The sequence below is a fragment of the Mesorhizobium sp. LNHC209A00 genome (assembly GCF_000502915.1).
In the GTDB taxonomy this organism is placed as follows: Bacteria; Pseudomonadota; Alphaproteobacteria; order Rhizobiales; family Rhizobiaceae; genus Mesorhizobium.
Genome location: NZ_AYWT01000006.1, coordinates 386,614 through 402,091, shown reverse-complemented (window position 1 = coordinate 402,091; position 15,478 = coordinate 386,614). Strand labels below are relative to the sequence as shown.

17 protein-coding genes, 1 pseudogene and 1 riboswitch are annotated in these 15,478 nt (G+C 63.6%); of the genes and pseudogenes, 8 read left to right on the top strand and 10 right to left on the bottom strand.

Features of this window, described 5'->3' with window-relative positions:
• Positions 1-113 precede the first annotated feature (113 nt).
• Positions 114-1,061, top strand: a complete 948-nt coding sequence (locus X739_RS148205) for a DMT family transporter (RefSeq protein WP_023795035.1) — start codon at positions 114-116, stop codon at positions 1,059-1,061.
• On the opposite strand, the gene X739_RS148210 is transcribed toward X739_RS148205, so the two are convergent.
• The 3 genes from X739_RS148210 to X739_RS148220 form a co-directional block, all read right to left on the bottom strand.
• On the bottom strand, positions 1,062-1,433 hold the full coding sequence (locus X739_RS148210; RefSeq protein WP_023770789.1) for a response regulator: 372 nt from the start codon (positions 1,431-1,433) through the stop codon (positions 1,062-1,064). It lies immediately after the preceding gene.
• A 119-nt stretch (positions 1,434-1,552) separates the two neighbouring features.
• Positions 1,553-2,095, bottom strand: a complete 543-nt coding sequence (gene hpt / locus X739_RS148215) for a hypoxanthine phosphoribosyltransferase (RefSeq protein ID WP_023795034.1) — start codon at positions 2,093-2,095, stop codon at positions 1,553-1,555.
• Between the two features lie 181 nt (positions 2,096-2,276).
• Positions 2,277-2,921 carry a hypothetical protein gene (locus X739_RS148220; RefSeq protein WP_023795033.1) on the bottom strand — a complete coding sequence of 215 codons (645 nt, stop codon included), beginning with the start codon at positions 2,919-2,921 and terminating at the stop codon, positions 2,277-2,279.
• A gap of 189 nt (positions 2,922-3,110) precedes the next feature.
• On the opposite strand from X739_RS148220, the gene ftsE reads away from it, so the two are divergent.
• The 3 genes from ftsE (at position 3,111) to X739_RS148235 (ending at position 5,584) form a co-directional block, all read left to right on the top strand.
• Positions 3,111-3,770 (top strand): cell division ATP-binding protein FtsE, encoded by a 660-nt coding sequence (gene ftsE / locus X739_RS148225; protein WP_010911739.1) that lies wholly within the window; start codon positions 3,111-3,113, stop codon positions 3,768-3,770.
• Positions 3,763-4,749: an ABC transporter permease gene (locus X739_RS148230; RefSeq protein WP_023795032.1), complete on the top strand. Its 987-nt coding sequence runs from the start codon at positions 3,763-3,765 to the stop codon at positions 4,747-4,749. The genes ftsE and X739_RS148230 overlap by 8 nt, the downstream gene beginning before the upstream one ends.
• A 109-nt stretch (positions 4,750-4,858) precedes the next feature.
• The gene (locus tag X739_RS148235; protein ID WP_023795031.1) at positions 4,859-5,584 is read left to right on the top strand and encodes a YdcF family protein; all 726 of its coding nucleotides are present in this window, start codon (positions 4,859-4,861) and stop codon (positions 5,582-5,584) included.
• Positions 5,585-5,590: 6 nt separating this feature from the next.
• Here X739_RS148235 and X739_RS148240 read toward each other — a convergent pair whose 3' ends face one another.
• The 3 genes and pseudogenes from X739_RS148240 to X739_RS01000000166240 all read right to left on the bottom strand — a co-directional run bounded on the left by X739_RS148240 (position 5,591) and on the right by X739_RS01000000166240 (position 7,327).
• Positions 5,591-6,223 (bottom strand): pyridoxamine 5'-phosphate oxidase family protein, encoded by a 633-nt coding sequence (locus X739_RS148240; RefSeq protein ID WP_023783573.1) that lies wholly within the window; start codon positions 6,221-6,223, stop codon positions 5,591-5,593.
• Between the two features lie 24 nt (positions 6,224-6,247).
• Positions 6,248-6,718 carry a DUF1348 family protein gene (locus X739_RS148245; RefSeq protein WP_023770795.1) on the bottom strand — a complete coding sequence of 157 codons (471 nt, stop codon included), beginning with the start codon at positions 6,716-6,718 and terminating at the stop codon, positions 6,248-6,250.
• 58 nt (positions 6,719-6,776) lie between these two features.
• Positions 6,777-7,327 (bottom strand): annotated as a pseudogene (locus X739_RS01000000166240) (carboxymuconolactone decarboxylase family protein).
• A 102-nt stretch (positions 7,328-7,429) separates the two neighbouring features.
• On the opposite strand from X739_RS01000000166240, the gene X739_RS148250 reads away from it, so the two are divergent.
• Together X739_RS148250 and X739_RS148255 are read left to right on the top strand one after the other, a co-directional pair.
• Complete coding sequence (locus X739_RS148250) at positions 7,430-8,335, top strand: LysR family transcriptional regulator (protein WP_023795030.1); 906 nt, start codon at positions 7,430-7,432, stop codon at positions 8,333-8,335.
• Between the two features lie 78 nt (positions 8,336-8,413).
• Positions 8,414-9,202 carry a 1-acyl-sn-glycerol-3-phosphate acyltransferase gene (locus tag X739_RS148255; RefSeq protein ID WP_023783575.1) on the top strand — a complete coding sequence of 263 codons (789 nt, stop codon included), beginning with the start codon at positions 8,414-8,416 and terminating at the stop codon, positions 9,200-9,202.
• Positions 9,203-9,450: 248 nt separating this feature from the next.
• Here the strand turns inward: X739_RS148255 and X739_RS148260 are convergent, their stop codons facing one another.
• Positions 9,451-10,398: an aldo/keto reductase gene (locus X739_RS148260; RefSeq protein WP_023770799.1), complete on the bottom strand. Its 948-nt coding sequence runs from the start codon at positions 10,396-10,398 to the stop codon at positions 9,451-9,453.
• Positions 10,399-10,519: 121 nt separating this feature from the next.
• Positions 10,520-11,041 (bottom strand): gamma-glutamylcyclotransferase, encoded by a 522-nt coding sequence (locus tag X739_RS148265; RefSeq protein ID WP_023795029.1) that lies wholly within the window; start codon positions 11,039-11,041, stop codon positions 10,520-10,522.
• 134 nt (positions 11,042-11,175) lie between these two features.
• On the opposite strand from X739_RS148265, the gene X739_RS148270 reads away from it, so the two are divergent.
• On the top strand, positions 11,176-12,174 hold the full coding sequence (locus X739_RS148270) for a DUF2125 domain-containing protein (protein WP_023795028.1): 999 nt from the start codon (positions 11,176-11,178) through the stop codon (positions 12,172-12,174).
• 3 nt (positions 12,175-12,177) lie between these two features.
• Positions 12,178-13,110: a sugar kinase gene (locus X739_RS148275; protein WP_023783578.1), complete on the top strand. Its 933-nt coding sequence runs from the start codon at positions 12,178-12,180 to the stop codon at positions 13,108-13,110.
• On the opposite strand, the gene X739_RS148280 is transcribed toward X739_RS148275, so the two are convergent.
• Together X739_RS148280 and hisC are read right to left on the bottom strand one after the other, a co-directional pair.
• Positions 13,107-14,042 (bottom strand): prephenate/arogenate dehydrogenase family protein, encoded by a 936-nt coding sequence (locus X739_RS148280; protein ID WP_023770803.1) that lies wholly within the window; start codon positions 14,040-14,042, stop codon positions 13,107-13,109. The genes X739_RS148275 and X739_RS148280 overlap by 4 nt on opposite strands.
• Positions 14,043-14,065: 23 nt before the next feature.
• Positions 14,066-15,175, bottom strand: coding sequence for a histidinol-phosphate transaminase (hisC, locus tag X739_RS148285; protein ID WP_023795027.1), 1,110 nt, complete (start codon positions 15,173-15,175; stop codon positions 14,066-14,068).
• Positions 15,176-15,312: 137 nt separating this feature from the next.
• A riboswitch (SAM riboswitch) is annotated at positions 15,313-15,390 on the top strand.
• Positions 15,391-15,478 lie beyond the last annotated feature (88 nt).

Sequence of the window (15,478 nt, the reverse complement as noted above, 5' to 3'; positions counted from 1 at the left end):
ATCGGCCGCGGACCAATCAAGAGTCCTCACTCGTGCCCGCTACCCGAAAACGGTGGCGGGTTCTTTTTGATCTGGTGAGGGTCGCCGGATCGGATGCGCGGGAGCCTGAACGGATGCAAAATAGGATGGTGGGCGGCATCCTGAGCCTGTGCCTGGGCGTGCTGGTCTTCTCGCTACAGGATCCGCTCGTCAAAGCCGTGTCGAGCGGCTACCCGGTGACCGAGGTGATGGCGATCCGCTCGATCATAGCCTTGCCGATCCTGATCGTTCTGGTTCACGCCGATGTCGGGCTGCGGGCAATCCTGTCGAAACGGTTCGGCCTGCTGACGATACGCGCCTTCATCCAGTTCACCTCCTACACGGTCTATTACCTGGCCATCGCCGCCCTGCCGCTGGCCGACGCCGTGGCGCTTTATTTCATGGCGCCGCTCTGCATCATGGCGATGGCCGGCCCCTATCTCGGCGAGCGCGTTTCCTGGCAGACGCTGTCAACCGTGCTGATCGGCATGTTTGGCGTCCTGGTGATGCTGCGGCCCGGCGCAGGGCTGTTCGACTGGGCGGCCTTGCTGTCGCTGGGCTCGGCCGTGCTCTACGCCTTCTCGCAGCTGATGGCTCGCAAGATCGGCGATACCGAATCGTCCACTGTCATGGCCTTCTACCAGAACGGCGCCTATCTCGTCGGCGCGGCCGTCGTCGCCGGCACGTTTCACATTGCGGGCATAACCCACGCTGTCCACCCGAGCCTCGAATTCCTGGTGCGACCATGGATCTGGCCGACGCTGCCGGATTTCCTCAAGATGGCCGCCTGCGGTTTCGTCGCCGCGGCCGGCATGATCCTGCTCTCGCAAGGCTACCGGCTGGCGCCGGCCAACCGCGTCGCCACCTTCGAATACACCGGCATCCTGTGGTCGCCGCTGTGGGGTTTCCTGTTCTTCGCCGAGGTGCCCAGGTCAGCAACGGTGATCGGCGCGGCGCTTATCATCGGCGCCGGCCTGCTGGCGCTCAACACCGAGCGCCGCGCCAGCCCGGCACCGGCGCTTGTCGCCAGGGATCCAGCCTGATCAGGCGAAGCAGATCAGCGCGCGTTCGACGCGAGAACGGATCTCGGCCAGCGTGAAGGGCTTTTGCACGACATCGAGGATGATGCCGTTCAATTCCTCGGCGCGCTCGCGCTGGTCGGCATAGCCGGTCATCAGCATGATCTTCATCGCGGGAAAAAGCGCGGCTGCCGCAACCGCCATCTCGATGCCGTCCATCTCGGGCATGCGTATGTCGGAGACGACGAGATCGTAACCGCCTTTTGCGGCGCGGATCAGCGAAAGCCCCTGCGCGCCATCGGCGGCGATATCGATTGAGTGGCCGGCGCGTTCGAGCGCGCGGGCTGCGAGGGTGCGGACGGACTCATCGTCCTCGACGATCAAAAGCTTTGCCATGGCCGGCATATTTGGTGGCGAAACGTTGACTTTTCCTGAAAACCCCGGCGTTCGTCCACACTAATTTTCCTGCCACCGTTAAGGCCTTTTTCAGGATTCACCGGTGCGAGGCACTCGCCTTACACGTCGCCTTTCACCACACCCACGAACGGCAATTCACGGAAGGCATGCGCCACATCCATGCCATAGCCGACGACGAAATAATCGGGGCAGTCGAAGCCGACGTAATCGGCGTTGAGCGCGGTCTGGCGGCGCATGCGCTTGTCGAGCAGCACGGTGATGGAACAGCTTTTCGCGCCACGCGACAGCATCAGGTCGCGCGTGAAGCTTAGCGTCTTGCCCGATTCCAGAATGTCGTCGATCAACAGCACGTCGCGGCCGGCGACCTCGTTGTCGATGTCGCGCAGCACCCTCACCTCGCCGCTGATTGTGCCGGCGCCATAACTGGAGATGAAGATGAACTCGACTTCCGGCGACAGGCCGACATCATGCATGGCGCGGATCAGGTCGGCGGCGAAGATGAACGAGCCTTTCAGCACCGAAATCACCAAGAGATCGTGATAATCGTGCCCGGCGATCTCCTTGGCGAGTTCGAGATTGCGCCGCGCGATCGCCGATGCCGAAAACAGGACTTCGATGTCCTTGCCGCGCACGTTTGGCATTTCTCGCCCTCTCCAGTTTTTTCCCAACGCCTTCACACCGAGCGTGTGATGGGATTCAGGTCAGGCCGAGCCGAAAGCGGTGGTTTCCGAGAACTGGAGCGGAGCGTACTTAAGTACGTGAGCACCGGAATCGCGGGGAACCACCGTTTGCAGACCGGCTTCACCTGAATATCGACACACGCTATTCGGCGAAGGTGACCAAAACGGTCCTTACGCCGTTCTTAGGCACGTCGAGCCGGCTGGCAAAGCCGAATCTTTCGCCCGATGCCAGCGAATGGCCAGATGTCCCCAGCGTATAGCGGGTTGTTCGCCCGTCATTGCCCGTCACCCGGATTTCGAGTGGCGGCATTGTCGCCGGCCTCGTCCCATCATTGGCGGCCTCGCCGTCGACGAACAGCACCGGATTGGCGCCGGAGGCGTCGACGCGTGACGTCACGCCTGAAATGGTCAGCGCCGACGCTTGCGCGCCGGGCAGGAGCGGTGCCTGGCGCACCAGCGCATGACCGCCCGAGACCCAGAAGGCAGCAAGGGCGGCACCGATGCCGGCGATCCAGAAGATCGGACCGCCGCGCGAGGCCGGCGGCCGTTCCGCCGGCGTTTCCGGCTTGCGCAGCATGTCCATGCCTTCGATAGGCGGGGTGACAATCGCACGCGGCAGCGGCGAAACATTTTCGACTGATGAGGCCGGCTGCGGCAACACAATATAATCCGCATCGATGATATCATCCGCCGGAGCGCGCAAGATCCGGTCAACCGCGGCAACTGCCGCGGGATCGGTCATGATTTCGCCGGAAACCGGGCGCGCGGTTCGTTCGTCAGCCATCATGGCCCCAGTATTGCGCGTGTTCGCTTTTCGTTTCTTTTGCGTAAACACAAATGGTTAACGCTTCCCCACCGGAGCCCTCTTGAAGAGCCTAAACGAGCCAGGAATTAACCGCCGGTTAACCATGCCGGCCGATGGTCTTTTCACAAAACAGGCCGGTTCGCCGCGGCCAGGAAATTCAGGTCGTCGAAATTGATTCGCTTTGAAAATGTCGGCCTCCGCTATGGCATGGGTCCGGAAATCCTCCGCGACATCTCCCTGCACATACCGGAGCGCTCCTTCCAGTTCCTGAGCGGTCCTTCGGGTGCCGGCAAGACGACATTGCTGCGCCTTTTGTTCATGTCGCTGAAACCGACGCGTGGACTGATCACCATCTTCGGCAAGGACCGCTCGCGCATCTCACGCACCGAACTGCCGCATCTGCGCCGCCGCATCGGCGTGGTCTTCCAGGACTTTCGCCTGCTCGACCACATGACCACCTATGAGAATGTCGCGCTGCCGCTGCGCGTGCGCGGGCGCGAGGAAGCGAGCTACCGCACCGATGTCACCGAGTTGTTGAAATGGGTGGGGCTCGGCGAGCGCATGCATGTGCTGCCGCCGGTCCTGTCCGGCGGCGAGAAGCAGCGTGCCGCGATCGCGCGCGCCCTGATCGAGCAGCCGGAGATCCTGCTCGCCGACGAGCCGACCGGCAATGTCGATCCGCCGCTGGCGCGGCGGCTGCTGCGGCTGTTCATCGAGCTCAACCGGCTTGGTACCGCCGTTGTGATCGCCACGCACGACCTGGGCCTGATGGAGCAGGTCGACGCGCGCCGCATGATCTTGGCCGGCGGAAGGCTTGATATCTATGACTGAGCAGTCGGCCGACCATTTCGAGGAGCAGGATGGCGAGGCGGTGGAGGCGAGGCCGCGCGCACAACGCAAGATGGCGCCGATCGTGCCGGCTCAGAACATTGCCGGCCGCGCGCTGGTGCTGGTCATCGCCATCATGACTTTCCTGTCCTGCCTGACCTTCGGCGCGGTGACACTGGTGCGCGACACAGCCTCGGTTTGGGAAAACCAGATCTCGCGCGAGGCGACGATCCAGATCAAGCCGGCCGCCGGCCTCGACATGGAAGCGGCGCTTACCCAGGCTTCGCGGATCGCTGGCGAGTTCCCTGGCGTGAAGGCCACCCGGATCATCGACCGCGAAGCGACCGCGAGACTGCTGGAGCCCTGGCTGGGCTCGGGCCTCAACATCGACGACCTGCCGGTGCCGCGCCTCATCATCGTCACCATCGATGAGAGCAGCCCGCCGGACTTCGCCGCCATGCGCGCCGCGATCACGCCGAAACTGCCGAGTGCATCGCTCGACGACCACCGCACCTGGGTCGACCGGCTGGTGGCCATGGCCCGTACCACGGTGACCATAGGCGTCGCCGTTCTGGCCCTGATGCTGTCGGCGACGGTGCTGACCGTGGTGTTCGCGACCCGTGGGGCCATGGACGGCAACGGCCACATCATCGAGGTGCTGCATTTCGTCGGCGCCGAGGCGCGCTTCATCGCACGCGAATTCCGCCGGCATTTCCTGGTCACCGGCATGAAGGGCGCGGCCGCCGGCGGGGCGGCGGCGGTGCTCGTCTTCATCGTGTTCTCCTGGTGGTCGTCACGCAACATGGCAACCCCGCAGGCCGATCAGGCAACCGCCTTGTTCGGTAACTTCGCCATCGGTTCGGCTGGTTACGCAGGTGTCGTCCTGATGGTGCTGGTGATCGGCGCGCTGACGGCGGCAACCTCGCACGTCACCGTCGTTGCCTATCTCAGCGACATCGACGTTCGCCAGCCCGATGCATGAAAGGACCTCGTCCTGGCTTGGATGGAAACAGGGCGATCACGGATAGAGAATTCGCGTAACGCAAAGTGCGTCTTTTACCTATCAAGGGCCGCATTTGAGGATTAACTATATGATCATGGATGTGCGGGACTCGACCGGGACGGCTGGACAGCTGCCAGTGGTGGTTGACCGTTGGCGCGGCCTTGGCAGGGTTAGCCATCTAAGGACCGCCCTTCGCTTCTCCGCTTTCTCCCTGCTTGTGCTTGCAACAGTGTTCGCTGGCGGCTTTGGCTGGTTCGCCAGCAAGGTCAGTCATCTGACCACGCCCGCCAACCCGGCCAAGGCCGACGCCATCATCGTGCTGACCGGCGGCCAGTCGCGCCTCGACGCCGCGATGGAGCTGCTCGCATCCGGCAAGGGCGAGCGGCTCTTGATCAGCGGCGTGCACCCCTCGGCCAGCCGGCGCCAGCTTCAGGCGGCGACCGGCGGCGACAAGAAACTGTTTTCCTGCTGCGTCGACATCGATCGCGCCGCGCTCGACACGATCGGCAATGCCGAGGAAAGCGCCAAATGGGTGGAAAACCATGCCTATGGCACGGTGATCCTGGTCACCAACAATTATCACATGCCGCGCAGCCTTTTGGAGATGGGCCGGCTGCTGCATGGCGCCAAGCTCGAACCCTACCCGGTGGTCAATTCCAACCTGGATAATGGCAGTTGGCTGACCAAGCCGCGGGCCGTGCGCGTGCTGTTCACCGAATACACCAAGTATCTGCTGGCGCTGGCTCGCGGGTTTATCCCGGTGAAACCGACGCCCGAGGGAATCGCGCTGGCCGAGACCGCCGCCGGCGGCTGAGCCGCGTCATTGCTTGGCGACAGCCCCTGAAACGCCCTTGAGGCGCGCGATCTCTCGTTCAAGGTCTTGGATGCGCCGGTCGCGCTCGCCAAGCGCGGCTGCCACATCAGCCGCCTCGAAGCGCTGCGGTATATGTTGCGGGCAATTGGCATCCCATGCCGAGACGGTGAACAGGATGATCTGCTCGGGACGCGCCTTGTAGTCCGGCGGCATCAGCCTCGCCGTCAACTCGGCATCGTCCTCGACAACGCGCGCCGTACCCCAGATCTTGATGCGCTGGCGCATCATGTAGTCGATCAGGAACAGGAAGGCCCTCGGATTGTCGGCCAGATTGCCCTGCGTGATGAATTGCTTGTTGCCGGAGAAATCCGCGAAGCCGATCGTCTTTTCGTCGAGTACCTTGAGAAAGCCAGCAGGCCCGCCGCGGTGCTGGATGTAGGGCTGGCCATCGCCATTGGCCGTCGACAGGAAGATGCTGGTCTGCATTTCGATGAACGCGGCAAGGTCCGGTGTGATCGCCGACTGCCAGCCGCCGCGCTCCTCGACGCGGGCGTAGGACTGGCGCGAGCCCTTGCGCGCCTGGATCGCCTTCACCGTCGGCGTGAAGGCGACATCGCTGGTAAAAGCGTGTGCGTTCATCGAAACCTCCTTGCATGAATGCTTCTAAAGACCGAGCTCCGACAAGGTCGGATGGTCGTCCGGCCGCCGGCCGAGCGGCCAGTGATATTTGCGCTCGGCTTCGGCGATCGGCAGGTCGTTGATGCTGGCGATGCGTAGCCGCATCAGCCCGTGCTCGTCGAACTCCCAGTTCTCGTTGCCGTAGCTGCGGAACCATGAGCCGCTGTCGTCGCGCCATTCATAGGCGAAGCGCACGGCGATGCGGTTGCCGTGGAAGGCCCAGACCTCCTTGATGAGCCGGTAGTCGAGCTCGCGGCTCCATTTGCGCGTCAGGAACGCCTGGATGGCATCGCGGCCCTGCAGGAACTCGGCGCGGTTGCGCCAGCGGCTGTCCGCCGTATAGGCGAGAGCCACCCGCGCCGGATCGCGCGAGTTCCAGGCATCCTCGGCCATGCGCGCTTTCTGGGCTGACGTCTCGGCGGTGAAAGGCGGAAGCGGCGGGCGGCTCTCAGACATGGGATTCCTCTGCGGCATGAAGGTGGGGACCGGCGGGCACCGCCGCTCCTATCCGGATTCAGGCAGCATCGCGGGCGGAAACAACCGGAAAATCGATCTCGGTCTGGGCAACCTCATTGATATAGTTGGTCCAGACGTTCAGGGCGACATGCTGGACAATCTCGATGATCTCTCCGTCGTCATAGCCCGCGAGCCTGACAGCGGCGATATCGTCCTGGGCGACATGTCCGCGGCTTTGCGCAATCCGGGCCGCAAAACGCACCGCCGCGGCTGCCTTGGGATCCATCGAGCCGCCATGGCGATTGGCCATCATCTCGGCATCATCGAGGCTTGCGAGCGTCTTGCCGAGATAGGTGTGCGCGCACAGACAGTAGTTGCACCCATTGATTTCGGCGATCGCCAGCGCGATGCGCTCTCGCGTCGGCGCCGGAAGCCGGCCCTTGGCAAGCGCTCCCATCATGCCGAGATAGCCATCCAACGCCGCCGGACTGTTGGCGACATCCGAAACAGGTTCGGCACGACACCAAGCTGTCTTTCCACCGCTTGCAGCATGGGCTGCGCGGCGGCGGGAGCGGCAGCGATAGACGAAGGCGTAGCGATGCGGGGCATGGAGATTTCCTGGTTGAGGTGTGCCCCACTATATGCAGCCTTCCATCTTGCGGATGTAGATGCCATATCTGCAATCAACCCTTCCATTTTCTGGAACAAATGATGGATCGCCTCGAAGCCATGTCTCTTTTCGTCGCGGCGGCGGAAGGCGGCAGCCTTTCCGCCGCCGCGCGCCGTTCGGACGTTCCCCTGGCAACAGTCAGCCGCAAGGTCTCCGACCTGGAGCGGCACCTGAAGACACGCCTGTTGAACCGCTCGACGCGGCGGCTGACACTGACCGACGCTGGCCATGCCTATCTCGCTGCCTGCCGCCGCATCCTCGACGAGGTCGGCGACGCCGAACGCGCCGCCGGCGGCGAATACAGCGCCCCGACAGGGGAATTGATCATCACCGCGCCAATCGTCTTCGGCCGTCTTCACGTGCTACCGGTCGTCACCGACTTCCTCGCCGCCTATCCCCTGGTGGATATCCGCCTGACGCTCGGCGACAGGATAAGCCAGTTGGCCGAGGATCATATCGACCTCGCCGTCCGTATCGGCAGGCTGCCGGATTCGCGCATGGTCGCCATCAGGGTCGGTTCGATCGGTCACGTTGTCTGCGCAAGCCCTGCCTATCTGGCCGGACGCGGCATTCCAGAAACTCCCGGAGATCTCGAGACGCACAGCTGCATTACCTTCGAGGGCCTCGGCTCGCTCGCCACCTGGACCTTCACCGTGGACAAGGCTGATTGTGTCGTGCCGGTCCGATCAAGGCTCCGGGTCAACACCGCCGAGGCGGCGATTGATGCGGCGATCGCCGGTGTCGGACTGACGCGGGTGCTTTCCTACCAGATCGTCGCCGCCGCACGCTCGGGAACACTGCGCCCCGTGCTCGGGGATTTCGAACCCGAGCCTTGGCCGGTAAACCTGGTGCATGCGGGCCAGGGCCGGCTGCCGGTGAAACTGCGCGCCTTCCTCGACTTCGCCGCCCCGCGCCTGAGGGAACGCCTGGCGCAGGCGACCTGGTAGGACGGGGCAGTATCGCACCGTTTCCTTTTTCTCCGCGCTTGGTGTAACCAACGCACACTTCCTCACCGGACCCTCCCCATGCTCTATGTCCGATCGCTGGCCTTCAATTTCGTCTTCTACGTCAATCTGATCGTCCAGATGATCCTCTGGACCCCGTACTATTTCCTGTCGCCCCGCCACCGCGCCTGGTTCGTGCCGAAATTCTGGTCGCGCACCTCGATGTGGCTCTATGACAAGATCGCCGGCACCAAAAACGACATCACCGGGCAGGAAAACCTGCCCGAGGGTTCCTTCATCCTGGCGCCCAAGCACCAGTCGTTCTGGGACGCCATCGCCTTCTTTCCTTTCCTCCAGGACCCGCTCTACATCCTCAAGCGCGAGCTGACCTGGATCCCCTTCTTCGGCTGGTACATCTTGAAGATGCGGATGATCCCGGTGCATCGTGGCAGCCGCTCCAAGGCCTTGAAGGCCGTGGTCGCGGCGACCAAGGAAGAAATGGCGCGCAACCCGCGCCAGCTAATCATCTATCCGGAGGGCACGCGCCGGGCGCCGGGCGACGAGCCGGCCTACAAATACGGCATCGTCGAAATCTATTCGCAGCTTGGCGTTCCGGTCGTGCCGGTCGCCCATGTCGCTGGCCTCTATTGGCCGCGCCGCAAGTTCCTGCGCTATCCCGGCACCGTCAAGGCGCGCTTCCTGCGGCCTATACCGCCTGGCCTGGGCAAGGACGAGTTCATGGCGCGGCTGATCGGTGAGACCGAGGCTGCCTGCGACCAGCTTCTCCTCGAGGCATCCCGCGCATCCAACCCGCCGGTCCTGCCGCCAACGGCGGTGAAGCGGCTTCGGGAGCTCGGCGCGGAGGCCTGAACCCTTCTGACCACGGGCCGTGAGCTGTACACCGCCAGCACCGTGGTAACGCTTATCGTCGCCGGTTCCGGGCTGCCCATGACGACAGTGGCGGCCAACAACAGCGTGAGCAATTGCCGCCAAAGCTCCGGCTGCGAGACAAACGGTCCGGCCATCTGATCCTCCGCCCTGAGCCCCATTGCGAAGGACGGTATGGCAGCAGATGAGGACCGTCTTGGACGTTCCTGCGTGCGGCGCCGGCGGTAGCCTCAGGCGCTGGCTTTGTCGAGTTCGGCCATGTCGTCCGCGGACAGCTTCAGCGACGCCGCGCGGATCAGGCTGTCCATCTGCTCAGGCTTGGTCGCACTGGCGATTGGCGCGGTGACGCCGGGCCGCGCGATAACCCACGCAAGCGCCACTTCCGCCTGTTTGGCCGAATGCCTCGCCGACACCGCGTCCAGCGCCGCCAGGATGCGCATGCCACGCGCATTGAGGTAGTCTTTTACCCCGCCGCCGCGCTCGCTTTGGCCAAGATCGGCCTCGCTGCGATACTTGCCGCTGAGAAATCCCTTGGCCAGGCTGAAATAGGTGATGACGCCGATATCCTCCGCCACGCAGAGATCGCGCAGCGGGCCATCGAAGGAGGAGCGGTCATAGAGATTGTATTCCGGCTGCAGCACCTCATAGCGCGGCAGGCCGCGCAGGCTTGCCACGTCAAGTGCCGCGCGCAACTGGCCGGCGTCGAGGTTGGAACAGCCGGCATAGCGGATCTTGCCCTTGGCGAGCAGTTTCTCATAGACGCCGAGGGTTTCCTCATAGGGCGTGGTCGGATCCGGCCAGTGCGACAGGTAAAGGTCGATGAACTCGGTCTGCAGCCGCTTCAGCGATGCATCGACCGCCTTTTCGATATAGGCGGCCGACAGGTCCTTGTGGCCCTGCCCCATGTCCGAGCCGACCTTGGTGATCACCACGACCTTGTCGCGATTGCCACGATCCTTCATCCATTTGCCGATGATGGTTTCCGATTCACCGCCCTTGTTGCCGGGAACCCAGCGCGAATAGGCGTCGGCCGTGTCGATGGCATTGAGGCCAGCCCCGACAAAGCGATCGAGCAGATCGAAAGAAGTCTTCTCATCGGCGGTCCAGCCGAAGACATTGCCACCCAGAACCAGCGGCGCGATGGAAAGGTCGGTGCGACCGAGACGGCGTTTATGCAAGACGGATCTCCGTGATGATTGGGACCGGGCGGATGCCGCCCGCTGGCTGGGTTCGGACCCTAACCTAGGTCTTGCCGCATCGACGTCAAAGGCCTGGCCACCTTTTCCGCGGAGCCAGGCTTCACAAAGTCGCTATCCGGTGCGCCACGTCCTCCAGCCAGTGATCGCGAATCTCGAGCGCTTTCAGATGCTTCAGCGTGCTCAGCACATAATCCTCGTTGTCGCCGGACCGGCCGACCGCGCCGCGCACCACGGCCGCCGCATCCGCCGCGTCCAGCGCGCCCGCATATTGCTCGTGCTTGCGGTCGACGATGTAGGCCACGGCTTCCACCGCGCCACCGCCGTCGAGGCGAACCTTGAGCGTCCGCTCGAGATAGACGCTGGTGACGAGTTCGCGCTCGCGCAGATAGGCAATGACCTCGTCGCGCAATTCGCCAGGCACGCGGTACGCGAGGCCGACGCAGGAGCCGCCATGGTCCAGTCCAAGCACCAGTCCGGGCCGCTGGCGGGTGCCGCGATGGACGAAGGAATAGACGCAGAGCGAGCGGCGATAGCCATTCAGACGGGCGCGTCGTGTCCCGACATGAGCGAAACCCGGCCGCCAGATCAGCGAACCGTAGCCGAACACCCAAAAATCGCCCATATCACCGCGCCTGATTGTAAAAGAATGGCAGCACCGCACCGGTAACCGGTGTTTTTTCCATCCATCTCTGTCTACCTAGTGTTCGGAACCTGAGAATCCGTCCACACCATCCATGCGTTAATGAGAGCCAAAGCATGACGTCAAGTGACGAACGCCAACCGGGTAACCGTCGCCGGCTGTGGTGGCTTGCCACGTTCATCCTCGTGCTGTTCGCCGTTTACAGCGCCGGCTGGTTCTATCTTGCCAACAGGGTCCGGTCCGAGGCCGGCAAGGTGGTTGCCACGCTCAACAAGAGCGGGATCGAGGCCGGTTGCGCCAATCTCCAGGTCGGTGGCTATCCCCTGAGCTTCACGCTCTCCTGCGACAGTCTGGCGTATGAAGACGATGCCAAAAACATTGCCGCCTCGGCCGGCTCCTTCAACGCCGTCGCTCAGATTGTCCACCCTTTGTCGCCTGTTGCCAATCTACGCGGTCCGCTCCGGACCTCAGTCCCCGGCATGATGCCTCTCTGGATCGACTGGGACAATCTGCAGGCCAACGTCAAATTGTGGTACCCGCTGCCGCGGCGTGTAGCGCTGCAGGCCGAGGGCCTGTCGGGCCAGACCGACCCGGCCGACGACACCGATCCGGTGGAACTGTTCAGTGCCGGCAAAGCGTCAGGCCAGTTGCAGCCCAACAACGGCGATCTCGACTATGTCGGCAGCTTTGGCGATCTCGAGATCGATGCCGACGCGATCGGCGGGCGGGTGTTGCCGGCGCTCGATGCCAGCGGCGACGTGACACTGAAGAACGGCGTGGCGCTGATCGGCACGCAGGTGAAAAGCCTGCGCGGCCAGCGGATCGAAATCCGAAACCTCGATCTGTCGTCCGGCACGGCGCGCGTGACCGTTTCCGGGCCGCTGTCGGTCGATGCCGAAGGCTTGGTCGACGCCGACCTGATGATTAGGATCAAGGATCCCAAGGCAGTGGCATCTATTCTTGCTGGCGCCATACCCGAGCAGAAGAATGCGATCGAGCAGGGTTTTGGCGCCCTGGCACTGCTTGGCAGCGAACCGTCGATGCCGCTGAAAGTGATCAAGGGCAAGGCGTCCCTTGGCTTCATTCCGCTGGGCAAGATCAAACCGGTCAACTAACGGATGGAGAGGCCGGCAAAGCTCCTGAGCGTCGGCGCACTGACGCTTGACACTATTCTTCGTGTCGAATCGCTGCCCACGCATCAAGGAAAGTTCATCGCCTCGGACGGCGTCCAGATCGCCTCGGGCATGGCCACGAGCGCGGCCTGCGCCGCGCATCGCCTGGGTGCCGAGGTGTCGCTATGGGCGAGCGCCGGCGACGATCCGGTCGGCGATCTGCTGATTGCCGGGATAGAGGCCGAAGGCGTCGATTGCAGCCATGTACGCCGCGTCAGCGGCGCCCGCTCGGCACTGGCCTCGATCCTGGTCGATGCGCATGGCGAGCGGATCATCGTGCCTTTCTACGACGCGCGCGCTCAGGCTGATCCCGAGGTTTTGCCGTTCACCGACATAACGGCATTCGACACGGTACTGGCCGACGTGCGCTGGCCGGGCGCCGCGGCACTTGCCCTGAAGGCGGCGCGCGCCGCCGGCCGCCCAGCTATACTCGATGCCGATACCGCGCCCCTGGCGGTACTGGAGCGATTATTGCCGCTGGCCTCGCACATCGTCGCCTCCGAGCCGGCGGTCCGCATCATATGCGGCCACGCGCTGGATCTGGAGACCGCCTGCATCGATCTGGCGTCTCGCACCGATGCGTTCGTCGCGGTCACCGGCGGCGCGGCGGGTACCTGGTGGTTCGAGCGAAGCACCGGATCATCCCGCCATGTCGAGGCACCGAGGATCAAGGCGGTCGATACGCTGGCCGCCGGCGATGTCTTTCATGGCGCCTTTGCCGTCGGGCTGGCGGAAGCCATGGCGGTCGAGCACGCACTGCGCTTTGCCAGCGCGGCCGCCGCGCTCAAGTGCCTGCGCTTCGGCGGCCGGCTGGGCGCGCCCGATCGGGCGGAGACGCTCGCCATGATGGCAACGGCCTGGCCGGTTAAAATCACCTAGCTCTTTGCCGGATGCTCGACCGCCTGGCGGCCAAAATCAGGCGCGTCGATATCTTGGCCCGCCTCGATGATCGAGCGGCGCACGGCGCGTGTGCGGGTGAACAGGTCGAAGAGTTTGTCGCCGTCCCCCCAGCGGATGGCGCGCTGCAGGAACGCCAGGTCTTCCGAGAACCGCGCCAACATCTCCAGGATGGCATCCTTGTTGTGCAGGCACACGTCTCGCCACATGGTCGGATCGGAGGCAGCCAGACGCGTGAAATCGCGAAAACCGGAGGCGGAATATTTGATCACTTCCGTCTTGGTCACCGATTCCAGATCGTCGGCGGTGCCGACGATGTTGTAGGCGATGATGTGCGGCAGATGCGAGACGATGGCCAGCGTCATGTCGTGATGCTGCGGGTCCATCGTGTCGATGTTGGCGCCGCAGCGGCGCCAGAATTCCGACAGCCGTTCCAGCGCATCCGGATCGGTGCCCGGCACCGGCGTGAAGATGCACCAGCGATTGTCGAACAGGTCGGCAAATCCGGCATCCGGGCCGGATTTTTCGGTGCCCGCCAGCGGATGGCCGGGAATGAAATGGACGCCTTCCGGCACATGCGGCTGCATCTGCGCGATAACCGAGGCCTTGGTCGAGCCGACATCGGTGAGGATCGCCCCCTTTTTCAGCGCCGGCGCGATTTCCTCCGCAACAGCTCCGGATGAGCCGACCGGCACCGAGACAACGACCAGATCGGCATCACGCACCGCGTCCTCGGCATCGGTGGTGTAGGAATCGCCAAGGCCCAGTTCCTCGGCTCGCTTAAGCGTTGCCGGGCTGCGCGTCGAGATGGCGACATGGCGAGCCAAACCCTCGCGTCGGATGACGCGGGCCAGAGACGAGCCGATCAGGCCAATGCCGACCAGCGCGATCTTTTCGAACATCGGTGATGCCATGGTGTTCCAGCTTTTCAGACGTTCTAGCTTTTCAGGAATGTCGTGAGCGCGGCGACAACGCCGCGATTGGCCTCTTCGGTACCGACCGTCATGCGAAGCGCGTTGGGAAAGCCGTAGCCTGAAACGCGCCGCAATATATAGCCGCGCGCGCTCAGATAATCGTCAGCCGCCGCCGCGGAATGCTTCTGATCGTCGGGAAAATGAATGAGCAGGAAATTGCCGACGCTCGGCGTCACGCGCAGCCCCAGCCCGGCCATTTCGCCGCTCAGCCAGGTGAGCCAGGTCTCGTTATGCGCCACGCTTCGCTCGACATGGGCACGGTCGCGGATCGCGGCGATGCCTGCCTCGATCGCTGTAGCATTGACGTTGAAGGGGCCGCGCACACGATTGATGGCGTCGACGATATGCAGGGGACCATACATCCAGCCGATGCGCGCGCCACCCAGCCCGATCTTGGAGAAGGTGCGGGTCATCACCACGTTCTCGGCGCTGCCGGCCAGCTCAATGCCGGCTTCGTAATCGTTGCGGCGAACATATTCGGCGTAGGCCGCGTCGAGCACCAGAAGCACGTTTCCCGGCAGTCCGGCGTGAAGGCGGCGCACCTCCTGGAACGGCACATAGGTGCCGGTCGGGTTGTTGGGGTTGGCCAGGAACACGATTTTCGTGCGCGGCGTGACGGCCGCCAGCATCGCATCGATGTCGGCGCGCTCGTTGGTCTCCTTGACCACGACCGGGGTAGCGCCTGCCGACTGGATGTAGATCTTGTAGACCATGAAGGCGTGCTCGGTGAACATAGCCTCGTCGCCGGGCGCGAGATAGGTCTGCGCCAACAGGCCGAGGATTTCGTCCGACCCATTGGAGCAGATGATGTTTTGCGCGTTGAGGCCATGCACCTCGGCGATTGCCTCGCGCAACCGCCTGGCGGTACCGTCGGGATAGATGTCGAGCTTGCCGGCGACTTCGCGCGCGGCCTCGATCGCCTTCGGCGAAGGCCCAAGCGGATTCTCGTTCGACGACAGCTTGTAGACCTTGGCGACACCGGCGGGTGCCGAGCTTTTGCCGGGCACATAGGCTTCTATGTCCATGATGCCCGCGCGCGGAGTTGGACGTGCCTGATCCGGTGTCTGGTTCATATCTTGCAAATTCCGTCGAAAACGCCTCCATCCGGAGGCCGCTGCGGAAATACAAGCCATGGCACGCAATGTCGAGAGGTGGCAGTGGTGCCAGCCGCCGCCATTGACGGCGAGGCAGGCGGGTTCTAGAAAGACGATGACAGTTCCGTGGTGATTTGGCCGGTCGGCTTGCAGCCACGTTAAACAATTCGCTAAAGGGCCGTTTGCGTGACGTAACCGGCTTTGCGAAGGCAATGCCGGTTTTTTGTTGTCCGCGACCGGACGGACGGACGCATCGGCGGCGGAGATCGGTAGCGATTTCCA